General features: G+C 61.6%; 17 protein-coding genes. 6 read left to right on the forward strand and 11 right to left on the reverse strand.

From position 1 onward, the window contains the following. Window positions 1–4 precede the first annotated feature (4 nt). Window positions 5–1,084 (reverse strand): fatty acid desaturase, encoded by a 1,080-nt coding sequence (locus ABX75_RS03980; RefSeq protein WP_034095320.1) that lies wholly within the window; start codon window positions 1,082–1,084, stop codon window positions 5–7. A gap of 101 nt (window positions 1,085–1,185) precedes the next feature. Here ABX75_RS03980 and ABX75_RS03985 point away from each other — a divergent pair, with 101 nt between their 5' ends. After that, window positions 1,186–2,190 carry an AraC family transcriptional regulator gene (locus ABX75_RS03985; protein WP_034095319.1) on the forward strand — a complete coding sequence of 335 codons (1,005 nt, stop codon included), beginning with the start codon at window positions 1,186–1,188 and terminating at the stop codon, window positions 2,188–2,190. Here ABX75_RS03985 and ABX75_RS03990 read toward each other — a convergent pair. Continuing rightward, a complete protein-coding gene (locus ABX75_RS03990; protein ID WP_034095318.1) occupies window positions 2,187–2,552 on the reverse strand; it encodes a response regulator transcription factor in 366 nt (121 codons plus the stop codon). The two genes, ABX75_RS03985 and ABX75_RS03990, sit on opposite strands and share 4 nt — an antisense overlap. A gap of 100 nt (window positions 2,553–2,652) precedes the next feature. Here ABX75_RS03990 and ABX75_RS03995 point away from each other — a divergent pair, with 100 nt between their 5' ends. Beyond that, the gene (locus ABX75_RS03995; protein WP_034095317.1) at window positions 2,653–3,126 is read left to right on the forward strand and encodes a heme-binding protein; all 474 of its coding nucleotides are present in this window, start codon (window positions 2,653–2,655) and stop codon (window positions 3,124–3,126) included. A 23-nt stretch (window positions 3,127–3,149) separates the two neighbouring features. Then, the gene (gene uraH, locus ABX75_RS04000; protein ID WP_034095316.1) at window positions 3,150–3,560 is read left to right on the forward strand and encodes a hydroxyisourate hydrolase; all 411 of its coding nucleotides are present in this window, start codon (window positions 3,150–3,152) and stop codon (window positions 3,558–3,560) included. A 1-nt stretch (window position 3,561) separates the two neighbouring features. Here uraH and ABX75_RS04005 read toward each other — a convergent pair whose 3' ends face one another. Then, window positions 3,562–4,248: a Crp/Fnr family transcriptional regulator gene (locus tag ABX75_RS04005; protein WP_047881490.1), complete on the reverse strand. Its 687-nt coding sequence runs from the start codon at window positions 4,246–4,248 to the stop codon at window positions 3,562–3,564. 83 nt (window positions 4,249–4,331) lie between these two features. Between ABX75_RS04005 and ABX75_RS04010 the strand changes: the two genes are divergently transcribed. After that, window positions 4,332–4,859, forward strand: a complete 528-nt coding sequence (locus ABX75_RS04010) for a DUF962 domain-containing protein (RefSeq protein WP_034095314.1) — start codon at window positions 4,332–4,334, stop codon at window positions 4,857–4,859. Between the two features lie 79 nt (window positions 4,860–4,938). On the opposite strand, the gene ABX75_RS04015 is transcribed toward ABX75_RS04010, so the two are convergent. From ABX75_RS04015 to dibA, 6 genes are all read right to left on the reverse strand, one after another. Then, on the reverse strand, window positions 4,939–5,919 hold the full coding sequence (locus tag ABX75_RS04015) for a sulfate/molybdate ABC transporter ATP-binding protein (protein ID WP_034095313.1): 981 nt from the start codon (window positions 5,917–5,919) through the stop codon (window positions 4,939–4,941). A 3-nt stretch (window positions 5,920–5,922) separates the two neighbouring features. Continuing rightward, complete coding sequence (cysW, locus tag ABX75_RS04020) at window positions 5,923–6,792, reverse strand: sulfate ABC transporter permease subunit CysW (protein ID WP_034111277.1); 870 nt, start codon at window positions 6,790–6,792, stop codon at window positions 5,923–5,925. Window positions 6,793–6,805: 13 nt separating this feature from the next. After that, window positions 6,806–7,624 carry a sulfate ABC transporter permease subunit CysT gene (gene cysT / locus ABX75_RS04025; RefSeq protein WP_034095311.1) on the reverse strand — a complete coding sequence of 273 codons (819 nt, stop codon included), beginning with the start codon at window positions 7,622–7,624 and terminating at the stop codon, window positions 6,806–6,808. Window positions 7,625–7,700: 76 nt separating this feature from the next. After that, window positions 7,701–8,711: a sulfate ABC transporter substrate-binding protein gene (locus ABX75_RS04030; RefSeq protein ID WP_034095310.1), complete on the reverse strand. Its 1,011-nt coding sequence runs from the start codon at window positions 8,709–8,711 to the stop codon at window positions 7,701–7,703. A 65-nt stretch (window positions 8,712–8,776) separates the two neighbouring features. Continuing rightward, a complete protein-coding gene (oscA, locus tag ABX75_RS04035; protein ID WP_007941032.1) occupies window positions 8,777–8,959 on the reverse strand; it encodes a sulfur starvation response protein OscA in 183 nt (60 codons plus the stop codon). A 177-nt stretch (window positions 8,960–9,136) separates the two neighbouring features. Further along, window positions 9,137–11,050 (reverse strand): phosphodiesterase DibA, encoded by a 1,914-nt coding sequence (dibA, locus tag ABX75_RS04040; RefSeq protein WP_047881491.1) that lies wholly within the window; start codon window positions 11,048–11,050, stop codon window positions 9,137–9,139. A gap of 165 nt (window positions 11,051–11,215) precedes the next feature. On the opposite strand from dibA, the gene desA reads away from it, so the two are divergent. Both desA and ABX75_RS04050 read left to right on the forward strand, forming a co-directional pair. After that, complete coding sequence (gene desA / locus ABX75_RS04045; protein WP_034095308.1) at window positions 11,216–12,400, forward strand: delta-9 fatty acid desaturase DesA; 1,185 nt, start codon at window positions 11,216–11,218, stop codon at window positions 12,398–12,400. Window positions 12,401–12,588: 188 nt separating this feature from the next. Further along, window positions 12,589–13,602, forward strand: coding sequence for a sensor domain-containing diguanylate cyclase (locus tag ABX75_RS04050; protein ID WP_034111275.1), 1,014 nt, complete (start codon window positions 12,589–12,591; stop codon window positions 13,600–13,602). Here ABX75_RS04050 and ABX75_RS04055 read toward each other — a convergent pair. Both ABX75_RS04055 and gabT read right to left on the reverse strand, forming a co-directional pair. Beyond that, window positions 13,599–14,816 carry an HDOD domain-containing protein gene (locus ABX75_RS04055; protein ID WP_047881492.1) on the reverse strand — a complete coding sequence of 406 codons (1,218 nt, stop codon included), beginning with the start codon at window positions 14,814–14,816 and terminating at the stop codon, window positions 13,599–13,601. The genes ABX75_RS04050 and ABX75_RS04055 overlap by 4 nt on opposite strands. Before the next feature lie 108 nt (window positions 14,817–14,924). Continuing rightward, window positions 14,925–16,202 (reverse strand): 4-aminobutyrate--2-oxoglutarate transaminase, encoded by a 1,278-nt coding sequence (gene gabT / locus ABX75_RS04060; RefSeq protein WP_034095305.1) that lies wholly within the window; start codon window positions 16,200–16,202, stop codon window positions 14,925–14,927. Window positions 16,203–16,233 lie beyond the last annotated feature (31 nt).

Below are 16,233 nucleotides of genomic sequence, written 5' to 3' on the forward strand. Positions count from 1 at the left end.
CACCTTAGCGCAGCACCGTTTCCGCCGGGTTGAGGCCTGCATTGGGCGCCGCCATGGGCTCAAGCCGATTGGCCCGCGCAAATGTGCCGAAATCATTGAAGCGCACGCCCATGTCGGCCATGACCTTATGCGCCACCTTGGCCGTCATCTGGCGGATATAGAACGGTTCCTTCACCACAAAATGATGAATCCCGTGGGTGCTGCCAAAGTTGAAGCAGAACGCCTGCAACGGCCACATCCACCATGGGTTTAGCACCTGGGTTTGCTGGATCACATTGCCCGGTTCCACATCGCCGTAGTAGTGCATGTTGGAGCTGACAAAGTGCAGGCAGAACGTGCGCAGCACATTGGGCCCGATGATCACCACGGCGGCGATGTCGATCACGTGCATCATCTGCAAGGTGCCCGCCGACCATTCGATGGGCGCGCCGAGCAAGCTGGCGACACCGTTGGCGGCGTGGAACCCGAGAAACACGTACCACGCGCCCCAATGCAGCAGCGCCAGCGGCGCGTAGACCAGCAGCGCGCGCTTGAGGATCTTGAATTTATGGCTCCAAGTCTTGGCCCGCAGCATGCGGATAAACGCCGACATCACGTTATCGCCCACCATCAACAGGCGCGCCAGGCCCCACGGTTCGCCGTTGGTGATTGCGCGCTCCTCCATGTCGGCCTCGGTGCCGGAGACCTTGTGATGATTGAGGTGCAAGTGGCGGCGAATCCATGGGTTGATGGTGCTCGGCCGCGCCAGCCACACCAGCGCCATCATCAGGTTATGCGGCACACGTTGCTTGCGAAAGTACATGCTGTGGATCAGGTCATGTTCCAGCTCATGGGTCAGTGACGCAAAAAATGCGTTAAGCAGCAGGCATACCCACCAGGCCATATGCCCGGTAATGTAGAGCGCCGCCGAGCCGAGCATGCCCAGCAACGCAAAGGCCAGGATGCCCGCGCCCAGCGCGTCCTGATGCAGCAGCCAGGGGTATTGCTGGCGCAAGCGCACGCCTTCGGCGAGTACGACTTCGCGAATGTGCGCCGAACGTTGTTGTGCATTCAGCGATTGGGGACTTGCAGAAGTACCGTCCATGCTCCCATCCTCTTGTTTATCGAGGTTTACATCCTGCACCAGGCGCTTGCGCAGGACGCTAGCCCCACACGCCAACCTGTTGACCGCAAACGCCAATCGCCATGACCGAACCCACCTCCCTCGCCAGCTGGACCCGCGCCTTGCGCAAGCAGCTCGATGCCTTGGGCCTGGACAGCGCCGCGCTATGCCGCGAGGCCGGGCTCGATCCGCAGCTGATGGAGGACCCCAACGCGCGCTACCCGCTGTCGGCCACCACGCGCCTGTGGGAATTGGCGGTGCAGGCCAGCGGCGATCCGGCGATCGGTCTGCGGGTGTCGCGGTTTGTCAGCCCCACCACGTTTCATGCGTTGGGCTATGCGCTGGTGGCCAGCGGCAGTTTGCGCGAGGTGTTCGAACGCATCGTGCGTTACCACCCGGTGGTCAGTGACGCCTTGACCCTGGAGTTGAGCGGCGATGGCGAGCGTTATCGGTTTCGCCTGCTGCAACCGCCAGGCAGCCCGGCGCCAGCGTTGGAGGCCATTGATGCGTTCGCGGCGATTTACGTGCGCACCTGCCGCAATCGCCTGGGTCGGGATTACGCGCCGTTGGCCGTGTACCTGCGCCGCCCGCCGCCGGCCGACCCGACGCCGTGGCAAACGGTGTTCCGCGCGCCGGTATTTTTCGCCGCCGACGAAGACCGCCTGGAATTCGCCGCGCGCGACTTCGACAGCCACCTGGACGACGCCAACCCGGAGCTGGCCGAACACAACGAAACCGTGCTCAAACGCACCCTCGCCCAACTGCAACCGCTGACCTGGGAGCGCAAGGTGCGGGCGGTTATCGAAGCGCAATTACCGGACGGCGAGCCCAGCGCCGAACGCGTTGCCCAAGCCCTGCACCTGAGCCTGCGCAGCCTGCAACGGCACCTGGCGGATGAAGGCTGTCGGTTCGATGCGCTGCTCAACCAATGTCGGCAGAACCTGGCGTTGCAGCACCTGCGCGATCCGCAGTGTTCGTTGGCCGAGATCAGCCATTTATTAGGGTTTGCCGATACCAGCAGCTTCAACCGCGCGTTCAAGCGCTGGACGGGGATGACGCCGGGGCAGTTCAGAGAAGGCCTGGGTTAGCGCCCACGCTCGCGCCGCAACAGCTTCTTGACCCGCGCGACCAGAGCCTTGTCATCAAAGGGCTTGAGCAGGTAGTCATCCTCATGCAGTTCCAACCCGCGCAGGCGATCTTCGATCCCGCCCGGTGTGGTCAAGAACAACAGCGGCGTGTCGCCCTGCTGTCGGATCGCCTGCTGCAGCGTCCAGGCATTCAGGCCCGGCAACATCACGTCCAGGATCACCAGGTCGTACACGCTGCTTTCCACAAAGCGCTGCGCGGCCATGCCGTTGGCCGCGACTTCTACGGCGAAACCCGCCTCGCTCAAGCCTTGGGCCATGCGTTGCGCCAGCTGCGGCTGGTCTTCCACTAACAACACCTGCATGCCTTACCTCTGGGTTTAATGACAAACCTGTCATCCAATTGTGCGGCTTCTGACCCCGTTCACTGGCTACCGTGGTGGCCTGTTCAACGGAGCTTTCACCATGTATCGCACTGCTTTGTTTCTGAGCCTGGCCCTGACCGGCGCCGCCCAAGCGGCACCGCAATTGCCACGCCATGCCGATTTGGATCTGCGTACCGCCCGCCAATTGGCCGATGCCAGCCTGGCCCACTGCAACGCCGCGCTGACCGTGCTCGATCGCGGCGGCAATTTGCTGGTGGCCCTGCGCGCCGACGCTGTCGGGCCGCACAACAGCCTCGCCAGCCAACGCAAGGCCTACACCGCGCTGTCGAGCAAAACCGCCACCCGGCTATTTGCCGAGCGCGCCCGCAACAACCCGGAAGCGGCCAACCTTAACACCTTGCCCGAATTGCTGTTGCTCGGTGGCGGCGTGCCGTTGTTTGCCGACGCCGAACTGGTCGGCGCGCTGGGTATCGCCGGAGCCGGTGGCGCAGCGCAGGACGAAGCCTGTGCAGTCCAGGCCGCCGAGCAACTGGGCCTGAAAACTTCTCTGTGATTAACCCTCGAAAGGACCTCCCCATGAAAACCCTGAGCATGACCCTCGCCGCCCTCAGCCTGAGCGGCCTGTGCAACCTGGCCCTGGCCGCCGGCAACCCGCTGAGCGTGCACGTTCTCAACCTGGAAAACGGCCTGCCGTCGGCGGGCGTCAGCGTCACCCTGGAACAGCAGGTGGGCGATCACTGGCAAGCGCTGTCCGAGGGCGTGACCAACCAGCAAGGGCGCATTGCCGAACTGTTCCCCGCCGACCGCAGCCTGACGCCCGGCGAGTACCGCGTGGTGTTCAAGACCGGCGACTATTACAAAAAAGCCAACCGCGAGACGTTCTTCCCGGAAGTGCCGGTGATTTTCCAGGTCAAGCAGGCCGACCAGCACTACCACATTCCGCTGCTGCTCAGCCCGTACGGGTTCTCCACCTACCGCGGTTCCTAGTTCACGCGCCTGCGGCACGCCGCAGGCCAGGCAGGTCGAGCACTTCGATTGCGCCGTAACTCAAGCCGATAATGCCCTGCTGCTCCAGGCTCTTGAGCAAGCTGTTGATGGTCTGGCGCGACAGGCCCAACATCGCCGCCAGGTCTTCCTGGGGCAGTTGCAGCACGCGGCGTACCTGTTCGATTTCGCCGTAGCCTTCGGCAATCATCAGCAACCGATGGGCCAGACGCGCCGACGCGGGCATCAGGCTCATCTGTTCGATATTGATCAACGACAGCCGCAGTTTATGGCTCATCAACAGGGCCACTTCCCGCCAGTACACCGGCTGGCGCTCAAGCAGCGCGAGCATCGCTGCCTGCGACACCTGCAGTAACGTGCACGGCCCCATGGCCAGCGCATCATGGGTGCGCGGCAGGCCGTCGAACAGGCAGATTTCACCGAACCAGTAAGGGGTTTCCACCAGGCTCAAAACCGCTTCCTTGCCTTGGGCATTGACCGCGCTGATACGCACCGCGCCGTCGAGCACGGCATACAGGCCACAGGGCGGATCGCCGCGTTTGAACAGCAACTGTCCCGCCGCCAACGTGCGCAACCGAGCGGCCGCCAGCAGGCTACGCTGAAAATCGTCCGGTAAATGGCTGAACCAGTGGCCGGTGACCAATTGGCGGTGCCAGTTCTCTGGGTTCATGAGCGCTCCGAAGATTGTCGCCCAGCTGACAGTCAGGCGTGGTCCGACAGGGCATGATCAAACATCCTACAGGAGGAACAACAATGAAAAGCCTCGTCGACCACCTCAGTCAATACGCCGCCTACCACCGCGACCCGCGCAATATCGCTAGCCATTTTGTCGGCATCCCGTTGATCGTCATCGCCGTCGCCGTGCTGCTGTCGCGCCCCACCTGGGCTATCGGCGGCCTGTGGATATCTCCGGCGCTTATCGTGGCGCTGCTGTCGGCATGGTTTTACTTGCGTCTGGAACTGGCGCTCGGCGTGTTGATGAGCGCGCTTATGGGCTTATCGGTGTGGGCCGGGCACACACTCGCCACGCACAGCACGCTGGTATGGCTGAGCAGCGGCATCGGGCTGTTTGTGGTGGGCTGGGTGATTCAGTTTGTCGGCCACTATTACGAAGGCAAGAAACCGGCGTTTGTGGATGACATTTCGGGGTTGATAGTGGGGCCGCTGTTTGTGGTGGCGGAGGTGGCGTTTTTGCTGGGGTTGCGGCAGGGGCTCAAGCGGCAGATCGAAGAACGCTCGGGCCCGGTGGCGCGCCGCGATCTAAAGCCGAGACAGGTCTGAATGTGGGAGGGGCGGTGCGACGATTCGACTTGCCCCCTCCCACATTGGCCCCATTCTCACATTGGGTAGTGCAGGGTTCTCAGGTTTTTTGCCAGACCTTGGGCTTGAAGAACAGGGTTTCGCCACGGGCCAGGCCGATCAGGCTGTCGTGGTCTTTCACCACTTCGGCTTCGATCAGTTCGGGCTGACCCTCCACCTTCAAGGTCACTCGCGTCGTCGCTCCCAACGGGCGGATATCGCGGACTTCGGCGGCGTGGTGGTCTTCCAGTTCATGGCGCGACAGCGACACTTCATGGGGGCGGAACAGCACGTGCTGGTCTTCGCCCAAGTGCAGGCGATTGGAGTCGCCGAGGAAGTGGTACACGAAGTCACTCGCCGGGTTTTCGTACACCTCGCCCGGTGAGCCGATTTGCTCGATCACGCCCTTGTTCATCACCACGATACGGTCGGCGACTTCCATGGCCTCTTCCTGGTCGTGGGTCACGAAAACCGACGTGAGGTTGATGTCCTCATGCAAGCGCGCCAGCCAGCGGCGCAGTTCTTTACGCACCTTGGCGTCGAGGGCGCCGAAGGGTTCGTCCAGCAGCAGTACTTTGGGTTCCACCGCCAGGGCGCGGGCCAGGGCGATGCGCTGGCGTTGGCCGCCGGAGAGTTGTTCCGGGTAGCGGTCGGACAGCCAATCGAGCTGCACCATGTTCAGCAGCTCATGGACTTTCGCCGCGATCTGACTTTCGCTGGGCCGTTGGTTTTTCGGTTTCATACGCAGGCCGAAGGCGACGTTGTCGAACACGGTCATATGGCGGAACAGCGCGTAGTGCTGGAACACAAAACCGACGTTGCGATCACGCACATCATGGCCAGACACGTCTTCGCCGTGGAACACGATGCTGCCGTCATCCGGAGTTTCCAGGCCGGCGATAATGCGCAGCAAGGTGGTCTTGCCGCAGCCGGAAGGGCCGAGCAACGCCACCAGCTCGCCGCTCTGGATATCCAGATTGATGCTGTCCAGGGCCTTGAAGGCGTTGAAGTTCTTGCTGACGTTACGGACTTCGATCGACATGACTTATTCCTCTGCCGCACTGGCGCGCAGGCGATTGATACGGTTCTCGCTCCACTGCTTGAGCAGCAGGATGAAGAGCGCCAGGACCAGCAACAGACTCGCCACCGCGAACGCGGCGACGTGGTTGTATTCGTTGTAGAGAATCTCGACATGCAGCGGCAAGGTGTTGGTCACGCCGCGAATGTGGCCGGACACCACCGACACCGCGCCGAACTCCCCCATCGCCCGCGCCGTGCAGAGCACCACGCCGTAGATCAGGCCCCATTTGATGTTCGGCACGGTGACATGCCAGAACATCTGCCAGCCGTTGGCACCGAGCAGGCGCGCGGCCTCTTCTTCCTGAGTGCCCTGCTCCTGCATCAGCGGGATCAACTCACGGGCCACGAAGGGCACGGTGACGAAAATGGTCGCCAGCACGATGCCCGGCAAAGCGAACACGATCTGGATGTCGTGCTCTTGCAGCCACGGGCCAAAGAAGCCCTGGGCGCCGAACATCAGCACATACACCAGACCGGCAATCACCGGCGATACCGAGAACGGTAGGTCGATCAGCGTCACCAGAATGCTTTTGCCACGGAACGAATACTTGCTCACGCACCACGCCGCGCTGACGCCGAACACCACGTTGAGCGGCACCGAAATGGCCACGGCGATCACCGTGAGTTTCAACGCCGAGAGCGCATCGGGTTCCAGAATCGCGGTAAAGAACGCGCCGAGGCCGTTCTTCAGGCCCTGGGACACCACGATAAACAGCGGCAGCAGCAAAAACAGCACGAACACCAGCCAGCCGAAGCCGATCAGGATGCGCCGCGACGCTGCGCTGCCACGTCGGGCGGCGTTGGAGGACGCGGCGGAAATAGACGATTGGGACATGTTCCGCGCCTCCTTAAGGACGTTCGATACGCCGCTGCAGCAAGTTGATCAGCAGCAGCAGCACAAAGGAAACCACCAGCATCAGCACCCCGATGGAGGTGGCGCCGCGGTAGTCGTATTGGTCGAGCTTGACCATGATCAGCAGCGGCAGGATCTCGGTTTTCATCGGCATATTGCCGGCGATAAAAATCACCGAGCCGTACTCCCCCACGCCACGGGCGAACGCCAAAGCGAAACCGGTCAGCCAGGCCGGCAACAGCGCCGGCACGAGGATGTAGCGGAACACCTGCAACGGCTTGGCGCCCAGGCAGGCGGCGGCTTCTTCGACTTCGCGCGGGATATCGGCCAGTACCGGCTGCACCGTGCGCACCACGAACGGCAGAGTCACGAAGGTCAGCGCCAGGGTGATGCCCAACGGCGTGTAGGCGATCTTGAAGCCCAGGTCGGCGGCGAACTGGCCCACCAGGCCGGTCGGCGTATACAGCGCGGTCAGCGCAATACCGGCCACGGCGGTGGGCAAGGCGAATGGAAGGTCGATCATCGCGTCGATGATCTTGCGACCGGGGAAGGTGTAGCGCACCAGCACCCAGGCCAGCAGCGTGCCGATCACGCCGTTGATCAACGCGGCGTACAGCGCGGTGCTGAAACTCAGCTTCAATGCCGCCAGCACGCGGGGTGCGGAAATAATGGCCCAGAACTGATCCCAGGTGAGTTGAGCGGCGTGAACGAACATCGCCGCGAGGGGGATGAGCACGATCAGGCTGAGGTACACCACGGTGTAACCCAGCGTCAGCCCGAAGCCGGGTATGACGGGGGAGATACGACGCGACATAAGAGTCCTTGGTTAGCGTAACGGACACACAAAACCCGCAGCTGAATGCGGGCTCTGTGGGCGGGTTGTTGCTGGCTTACTGCGCCGTGTAGATCTGGTCGAACACGCCACCGTCATTGAAGAATTTCGGTTGGGCAGTTTTCCAGCCGCCGAAGTCTTTGTCGATAGTCACCAAGTCCAGTTTCGGGAACTGCTGGGCGTATTTGGCGGCGACTTTCTCATCCCGTGGACGGTAGAAGTTTTTCGCCGCAATCTCCTGGCCAGCGGGGCTGTACAGGTGCTTGAGGTATTCGGTGGCGATTTCGGTGTTGCCCTTCTTCTCGGCGTTCTTATCCACCACCGCTACCGGCGGTTCGGCGAGGATCGACAGGGACGGTACGACGATATCGAATTTGTCTTTGCCGCCGTCTTCCTTGAGCGCCAGGAACGCTTCGTTTTCCCAGGCCAGCAACACGTCGCCCTGACCGTTGTTGACGAAGGTGATGGTCGAGCCGCGCGCGCCGGTGTCCAGCACCGGTACGTGCTTGAACAGTTCCTTCACATATTCCTGGGCCTTGGCTTCGCTGCCGCCGGCCTTGAGGCCATAGGCCCAGGCGGCGAGGAAGTTCCAGCGGGCGCCGCCGGAAGTTTTCGGGTTTGGCGTGATCACCGAGACGTCCTTCTTGATCAGATCGCCCCAGTCCTTGATGCCTTTGGGGTTGCCCTTGCGCACCAGGAACACGATGGTCGAGGTGTACGGAGTACTGGCGTCTGGCAGGCGGGTCTGCCAGTTTTCCGGCAGGGTTTTGCCCAGTTTGGCGATTTCGTCGATGTCACCGGCCAGGGCCAGGGTCACTACGTCGGCGCGCAGGCCGTCGATCACCGCACGGCCTTGCTTGCCAGAACCGCCGTGGGATTGCTGGATCTTGACGGTGTCGCCGGGATGGGACTGTTTCCAGAAGCTGGTGAATTCCGCGTTGTAATCCTGGTACAGCTCGCGGGTCGGATCGTACGAGACATTGAGCAACTCGTAGTCCTTGGCAACCGCGGAACCGGCAAACACGGCGCTGGCCAGGGCGGCCAGGGCATAACGGCGAATCGACGACATAGAAGCTCCTGAAATTCTGGGGTGTTGGCTTTTTCTTATAGTTGCGGGTCTATCGCCGTCAGCGCTTAGCTCGGTTTGTTACCGGGGTTCTGCAAACGGAATTTTTCCTTGCGCTCGATCTGCACCACTTGGGCGTTGTGCACGGTGATTTCCACCGCGCCAAAACGCAGATCGCGCAGGGCGCTCTGGATCTCACGCAAGATGGTTGCTTCGTCCTGGCCGTCGACGCTACGTAGAGATGCGCTCATGGTCTCGCTCCTGAAATGAATAGTGCCTGGCAGTGGCGGCACTGCTTGCGGCGTGAGAGCGATAGTAGATAAGCGTGAATATTCTTAAAAATACTATTTAAGAATTTTTATATAACCAAAAAGAATTTTCTGGCAAGGCGTGGAGCGTTAGAAAGGAGGCAAGCCCCCTCCCACATTTCAAGTTTGGATGAGGGGCGCGCGGTGCCAATCTATTTCGGACGCTGACATCGGCCGGCCAAACCAATACCCTTGGCCCAGATCACAGCCCTGCTCCAACAGGAACCGCGCCTGCTCCACCTGTTCGATACCCTCGGCCTGCACCTGCATGCCCATGCTTTTGGCCAGGGCGATGACCACGCGCACGATCGCCATGTCGTCTTCATCCCATGGCAACCCGGCGACAAACCCCTGATCGATCTTGAGCTTCTGCACGGGCAGGCGCTTGAGGCGCAGCAGGGAGGAATAGCCGGTGCCAAAGTCGTCGATCGCCAGGCGCAAACCCAATTCGCGCAGGCGATGCAGCTGTTCCAGGGCCGCCTCGGGGTCGTCCATCACCGCGCTTTCGGTGACTTCCAGTTCCAGGAATGCCGGGTCCAAACCGGTGTCATGCAGCACCTGGGCGACTTGCTCGTACAGCTCGCGCCGGGCGAACAGGCGGCTGGACACGTTGACGGCGACAAAGCTCAGCCTTAGGCCGTCGGCCAGCCATTGGCACATCTGGCGGCAGGCTTGGTCCATGACCCAGGCGTCGATCTCTGCGATCAGGCCGGTGCGTTCGGCAATCGGGATAAATTCGATGGGCGGCACCAGGCCGCGCTCCGGGTGCTGCCAACGTACCAACGCTTCCAAGCCCACCAGGCGGCTGCCCGTCAGGTCGTGCACTGGCTGGTAATACACGCGCAGTTCCTGCTGTTCGAGGGCGCGACGCAGCTCGCTGGCCACCTCCACGCGGTTCTGTGCATGGGCCGTGAGTTCCTCGGTGTACAGCGCGTAGCTTTCGCGACCGACGCCCTTGGCTTTGAACAGTGCGGAATCGGCGTTGCGCAACAATTGTTCGGCGCTGAGGGCGTCGTTGGGGAACAAACTGATACCGATGCTGGCACTGACAAACAACTGATGGCCGTCAAAGATGAACGGTTGCTTCATCACATCGAGCATGCGCTGAGCCAATGCCGCGGCCTGCACCACCTGTGGACAACTTTCCGCCAGCACCGCGAATTCATCCCCGCCCAGCCGCGCTAGGGTCACGCCGGGGCCGAACAGGCTCTGCAGCCGCTCGGCGACCAGTTTGAGCAATTGATCGCCGACGTTATGGCCGAGGCTGTCATTGATGATTTTGAAGTGATCCAGGTCGAGCAACAGCAAAGCACAACCGCGTTTGTGGATTTGCGCCGAGGCCAGCGCCTGTTCGGTGCGGTCGGTGAATAGCAGACGATTGGGCAGATCGGTCAGGGGGTCGTGGTGCGCCAAGTGAGCCAGCTCGTGCTCGGAGTTCTTGATGGCGCTGATATCGGAAAACACCGCGACGTAATGGCTGATGTGGCCATGATCATCGTGAATCACCCGGATGGTTTGCCATTGCGGGTAGATTTCGCCGCTTTTGCGCCGATTCCAGATTTCACCGCTCCATTCGCCCGTGCGCTCCAAGGCCTGGAACATCTGTTGGTAAAAAAGCGACGAATGGCGCCCGGACTTGAACAAACTCGGCTGCTGGCCCATCACGTCGTCGCGCCGGTATCCGGTGATCTCCATAAACGCACGATTGACGTGCACGATCAGGCCCTGGGCATCGGTGACCAGCACGCCTTCACGAGTGCAATCGAACACGGCGGCGGCCTGGCGCAGGCGCTCGCGGTGCTCCTTGGTCGGCTGCAACAGCAGGTGAGCCCGGGCGAAGTGCGCGCATATCAGGGAGATCACCAGCGCTGTAATGGCCACCCACACGTAGCCGCGCACCTGCATCCATTGACTCATGTCGTTGGGGTTATCGAAGAACTCGATCAATACACGCTGCGTGAGCCCGATCCATAAGACGGAAACCAGCAGATATACCAGCCCCGCGCGCAGGGCACCTCGGTATGAAAGCAGCATAGGTTCAGTAATCCTTACCCAAAAAACAGAATCGCCCCACGAAGCTGCGGATTATAGAATAAGAAACATCCAGTAAGTCTTATCTGAAAGGGCGGCTGGTTTTCTCTGTAGGCTTAGTGATAATGCGTGAGCTGTTCTTTTCTTTATCTGAGGGCCATACAGCCTATGTGGTACAACGGTTTTCTTGACTTGTCGGCCTGGCAACTGGTGGCAGTCACTCTGTTGATGACCCACGTGACCATCATTGCGGTCACCGTCTATCTGCACCGCTATTCCGCCCATCGCTCCCTGGAGCTCAATGCCGGGCTTAAACACTTCTTCCGCTTCTGGCTGTGGCTGACCACGGCGCAGAACACCCGCGAGTGGACCGCCATCCACCGCAAACACCACGCCAAATGCGAAACCGTCGACGACCCCCACAGCCCGGTGATCAAGGGCCTGTCTACCGTCCTGCGCAAGGGTGCCGAACTCTACCGCGCCGAGGCGGAGAACCCCGAGACCCTGCGTATCTACGGCAAGAACTGCCCGGACGACTGGCTCGAACGCAACCTCTACACCCCCTACCCACTGCTGGGCGTGGCGATCATGGGCGTGATCGATCTGCTGCTGTTCGGCACCATCGGCATCACTATCTGGGCGATCCAGATGATGTGGATCCCGTTCTGGGCTGCCGGCGTAATCAACGGCCTGGGCCATGCGGTGGGCTATCGCAACTTCGAATGCCGCGACGCGGCCACCAACCTGGTGCCGTGGGGCATCATCGTCGGCGGTGAAGAACTGCACAACAATCACCACACCTACCCGAACTCCGCCAAGTTGTCGGTGAAGAAATGGGAGTTCGACCTGGGTTGGGCGTGGATCAAGGTGTTCAGCTTCCTGCGCCTGGCCAAGGTGCAGCGCGTGGCGCCGATTGCCCATCGCGTGGAGGGCAAAGGCCATTTGGACATGGACACCGCCATGGCGATCCTCAACAACCGCTTCCAGATCATGGCCCAGTACCGCAAGTTGGTGATTGGCCCGCTGGTCAAACAGGAACTGGAAAAAGTCGATCACTCGGTGCGGCACCAATTCCATCGGGCCAAGCGCCTGCTGTCGCGGGAAACCAGCCTGCTGGATGATCGCCATCACTTGCGCATCCAAAGCATGCTGGAACACAGCCAGGCGCTGAAGGTGATCTACGAGAAGCGTCTGGCGCTGCAACAGATCTGGGTCAAGACCAGCGCCAATGGTCACGACATGCTGGCGGCCATCAAGGAATGGGTACACGAAGCCGAAGCCAGTGGCATCCAATCCCTGCGGGATTTTGCCCACCAGTTGAAAACCTACTCGCTGCGCCCTGCCGCCGTGTGACCCTGCCGTGGGAGGGCTCGCCCTCCCACGCGACCTGTTTTTGGCGTCATTTACCGGGCGCCGCCAATCGATACCGTTGACGGAACTTCACCGCAATTCGCCTCTCTCAAAGAACACTTCGCCATCATGGTGGCCCCTTGTTGTGACCGCTGCTTCGCCTTGCGGCGCGCCCAGAGAGAGTTGTGCCGATGGTTCAAGAAAAGCCTCATTTACCTGACCCGCCCACTGCCGAACAACCGCTTCCGGCTGCGGCTTCGACCCTGCTGGCGTTGGTGCATGCTCAGGGTGAAGTCGAGCGGCTGAGCGAACGCGAACAACTGCTCAGCTCGCTGCTGGTGAGTGTGAATGCCGTGCTCTGGGCCATGGAGTGGGAGACGCGCCGCGTGTTGTACGTCAGCCCGGCCTACGAACGCGTCTTCGGCCGCCCTGCCAGCCTGCTGTTGGCCGATCATCGCGAATGGCGCAACAGCATTCACCCCGAAGACCTCGATTACGCCGAACAAAGCCTGGCCCGCGTGCTGGAACAGGGCGCGGTGGAAAACCGCGAATACCGCATCATCACCGCCGAAGGCAAGATTCGCTGGCTGAGCGACAAGTGCTACATCAACCAGCAGGTCGAGCCTGGCGAGCCGGTGATCGTGGTGGGCATAGCCGAGGACATCACCGAAAAGAAGCAACTGGAGCTGGAGTTGCACCGCCTGGCCACCACTGACGTGCTGACCCAGAGCAGCAATCGCCGGCACTTCTTCGAGTGCGCCAACCAAGCCTTCGACACCGCCAGCGTACAGGGTGCGCCGCTGGCCTTTCTGTTGCTGGACATCGACGACTTCAAGGACATCAACGACACCTATGGCCACCTGGAAGGTGACCAGGTACTGCGGCGTATCGCCGAAAGTGGCCGAGGGGTGCTGCGCCGTGGCGACCTGTTCGGGCGCATTGGCGGCGAGGAGTTTGCCGCCGTGCTACCTGGCTGCGCGCCGGAGATGGCGCTGCAGGTGGCAGAACGTCTGGGTAAAGAGATTCAAGCGCTGAACTTCAGCTACGAAGGCCAGGCATTTGGCGTGACCGTCAGCCAGGGCCTGGCCAACCTCAGCGAAGAAGACTCAACCCTGGACAACCTGTTCGCCCGTGCCGATGCCGCCATGTACGAAGCCAAACGCCAGGGCAAGAACCGCATCATCGTCGCCACCGTCGACTTTTAGCCCACCGGCCTTTTGCGAATCCGCGTCAACTCCGACAAGCCGATCTTGAGCAAACGTGCCGTCTTGCCGTCGGCCAACGCTTCCAAGCCTTCGTGCTCAGTCAACCGCGCCATTTGCGCGGCCAGGTTCACCGCCAGCGCATCACGGGCATACACCCCGCCCTCCAGGGAATAGCTCGCCGCAATCAGCTGACGCAGTTCCAGCGGCAAGCGCCAGCGCGCGCGCAGCGACGAGCCGAAGGCGGCGCCAAAAGTGTCGAGGGACTCGCCAATCACTTTGTCGTCCAGCTCCCCACCGCCCCGGCGCCAGTCTTCCAGGCTGCGCAACAGCGCCAGGTCCCCCAGCTGATGCAGGATGCCGGCGCTGTAGCAGCGCTCGCGATCCAGATCAAGCAAGTGCGCAAGCAGCAGCGCGTAATCCGCCGTGTCTTGGGACAACTGCCAATAGCGCTCGGCGTACGCCGCCAGCACCGGATCGCCGAGTACTACGTTGTGCTTGAGCGCCAGGCCCAGGATCAGGTTCATGCTTTGCCCCGGCGCCAGTGTGTGCAACGCCGCGTGCAGGGTCTGCACCGGAGCGCCGTGATGGCCGGCGCTGTTGGCGGCGGCGATAAGCACGGCGGTGATTTGCGGGTCCGTGCGCACCTGTTCTTCCAGGCGTTTGAGGTCCAGGCCCTCGGAGCCGAGGCTGTGCTGCACGGCCGCTTGCACATCGACCCGCAGCGGTGCGCCATCGGACGCTTCGCGACGCTGCTCCAGAAACCCCGGCAACGTCATGCCCGGCGTCAGCGCCGGTACTTCGCAATACACACTTTCGCCTTCGTTAAGCAGCAAGTCCTGCAGACGCTGGGTCAGCGCCTGCATGTTCAGCGGTTTGGTCAGGTATGCCGTGGGTGCCAGGGGCAAGGCTTCGCGCACGCTGGCACTGTCATTGCGACTGCTCAGCAAAATAAATGGCAGAGGCGGCGTACGGCGCTGCTGACGCACCGCGCGCAGCAGATCCAAGCCGTCGATGACCGGCAACTCCCAGTCGGCCAGGATCAGATCGTAGGGCTTGTCGCGCAGCAGGGTCGCAGCCTGCTGCCCGTCGGCGCACACATCAAGCCGGGCGTCACAACGCACCGCAAGCAGGACCTGCTTGAGCAGGTCTTGCGACCAAGGGTCCGCCTCGGCAATCAACACACGGGGTACAGCCGGTAAATCAACCGCAGTCATCCGTCACGCTCCATCGGCAATGCCTGAACCATAGTCAACGCGGCCTGCGCCGTACAATCTACGGGCACAAAAAAACCGCCGAAGCGGTTTTTTTGTCAGCGGTCGTTATCAGAGTTCAGAGAAGCACTCTTCCATGATCGCCAAGCCTTTGTCCAACTGCTCGTCCGGCGAGGTCAGCGGCACCAGTACGCGCAAGACGTTACCGTAAGTGCCGCAAGACAGCAGGATCAGACCCTTTTCACGGGCCTTGGCCACTACCGCAGCCACGGCGGCAGCGTTCGGCTTGTGGCTGTCGCCGTCTTCGAACAACTCCACCGCGATCATCGCACCCAAGGCACGTACTTCGCCGATCACCGGGTACTTGGCCTGGATGGCTTTAAGGCCAGTCACCAGGCGTTCGCCGACGGCTTTGCAGCGGTCCAGCAGGTGCTCTTCTTCAAACACTTCCATTACCGCCAGTGCCGCAGCGCAGGCGATCGGGCTACCGGCGTAGGTGCCGCCCAGGCCGCCAGGGGCGATGGCGTCCATGTACTCGGCCTTGCCGCACACACCGGCCAGCGGGAAGCCACCAGCGATGGATTTGGCGAAGGTGGTCAGGTCGGCGGCCACGCCCATCTGTTCCATGGCGAAGAAGGTACCGGTACGGCCAGCACCGGTTTGCACTTCGTCGGCGATCAACAAGATGCCGTGCTTGTCGCAAAGTTCGCGCAGACGCTTCATAAAGGCTTTTGGCGCGACGTAGAAACCGCCCTCGCCCTGCACCGGCTCGATGATGATCGCGGCGATGTCGCGCGGTTCGGCATCGTTCTTGAAGATGCGTTCGATGCTGGCGATCGAATCGTCGATGCTCACGCCATGCAGTTCGTTCGGGTACAGCGCGCGGAAGATACCGCCGGGCATCAGGCCCATGCCGGCCGAGTAAGGCACGACTTTACCGGTCAGGCCCAGGGTCATCATGGTGCGGCCGTGGTAAGCGCCGGTGAAGGCGATCACACCGGCACGGCCAGTGGCGGCGCGGGCGATTTTCACGGCGTTTTCAACGGCTTCGGAACCGGTGGTGACCAGCAGGGTTTTCTTGGCGAAATCACCAGGGACCTTGGCGTTGATTTTTTCGCACAGCTCCACGTAAGGCTCGTAGGCCAGGACCTGGAAGCAGGTGTGGGTCAGCTTGTTCAGCTGTTCGGTCACGGCGGCGATGATTTTTGGGTGCACGTGGCCGGTGTTCAGCACGGCGATGCCGCCGGCGAAGTCGATGAACTCGCGACCTTCAACGTCGGTCACGGTGGCGTTCTTCGCCGATTCGGCGAAGATCGGGTGGATCTGGCCAACACCGCGCGGTACAGCGGCTTCGCGGCGTTTCATCAGGGATGCGTTGGTCTTGCTCATAAAGTCCTCATTCGCCACTCATCGGGTGGCG

Source organism: Pseudomonas sp. ARP3 (assembly GCF_001029595.1).
GTDB classification, from domain to species: domain Bacteria; phylum Pseudomonadota; class Gammaproteobacteria; order Pseudomonadales; family Pseudomonadaceae; genus Aquipseudomonas; species Aquipseudomonas rhodesiae.

Coding starts and splice junctions, on each gene's coding strand:
- desA (WP_034095308.1), top strand. CDS start 11,216: ATGTGGTACAACGGTTTTCTTGACTTGTCGGCCTGGCAACTGGTGGCA.
- gabT (WP_034095305.1), bottom strand. CDS start 16,202: ATGAGCAAGACCAACGCATCCCTGATGAAACGCCGCGAAGCCGCTGTA.
- ABX75_RS04050 (WP_034111275.1), top strand. CDS start 12,589: ATGGTTCAAGAAAAGCCTCATTTACCTGACCCGCCCACTGCCGAACAA.
- ABX75_RS04010 (WP_034095314.1), top strand. CDS start 4,332: ATGAAAAGCCTCGTCGACCACCTCAGTCAATACGCCGCCTACCACCGC.
- ABX75_RS03995 (WP_034095317.1), top strand. CDS start 2,653: ATGTATCGCACTGCTTTGTTTCTGAGCCTGGCCCTGACCGGCGCCGCC.
- ABX75_RS03985 (WP_034095319.1), top strand. CDS start 1,186: ATGACCGAACCCACCTCCCTCGCCAGCTGGACCCGCGCCTTGCGCAAG.
- oscA (WP_007941032.1), bottom strand. CDS start 8,959: ATGAGCGCATCTCTACGTAGCGTCGACGGCCAGGACGAAGCAACCATC.
- dibA (WP_047881491.1), bottom strand. CDS start 11,050: ATGCTGCTTTCATACCGAGGTGCCCTGCGCGCGGGGCTGGTATATCTG.
- ABX75_RS04030 (WP_034095310.1), bottom strand. CDS start 8,711: ATGTCGTCGATTCGCCGTTATGCCCTGGCCGCCCTGGCCAGCGCCGTG.
- ABX75_RS04015 (WP_034095313.1), bottom strand. CDS start 5,919: ATGTCGATCGAAGTCCGTAACGTCAGCAAGAACTTCAACGCCTTCAAG.
- ABX75_RS03980 (WP_034095320.1), bottom strand. CDS start 1,084: ATGGACGGTACTTCTGCAAGTCCCCAATCGCTGAATGCACAACAACGT.
- uraH (WP_034095316.1), top strand. CDS start 3,150: ATGAAAACCCTGAGCATGACCCTCGCCGCCCTCAGCCTGAGCGGCCTG.
- cysW (WP_034111277.1), bottom strand. CDS start 6,792: ATGTCCCAATCGTCTATTTCCGCCGCGTCCTCCAACGCCGCCCGACGT.
- cysT (WP_034095311.1), bottom strand. CDS start 7,624: ATGTCGCGTCGTATCTCCCCCGTCATACCCGGCTTCGGGCTGACGCTG.
- ABX75_RS03990 (WP_034095318.1), bottom strand. CDS start 2,552: ATGCAGGTGTTGTTAGTGGAAGACCAGCCGCAGCTGGCGCAACGCATG.
- ABX75_RS04055 (WP_047881492.1), bottom strand. CDS start 14,816: ATGACTGCGGTTGATTTACCGGCTGTACCCCGTGTGTTGATTGCCGAG.
- ABX75_RS04005 (WP_047881490.1), bottom strand. CDS start 4,248: ATGAACCCAGAGAACTGGCACCGCCAATTGGTCACCGGCCACTGGTTC.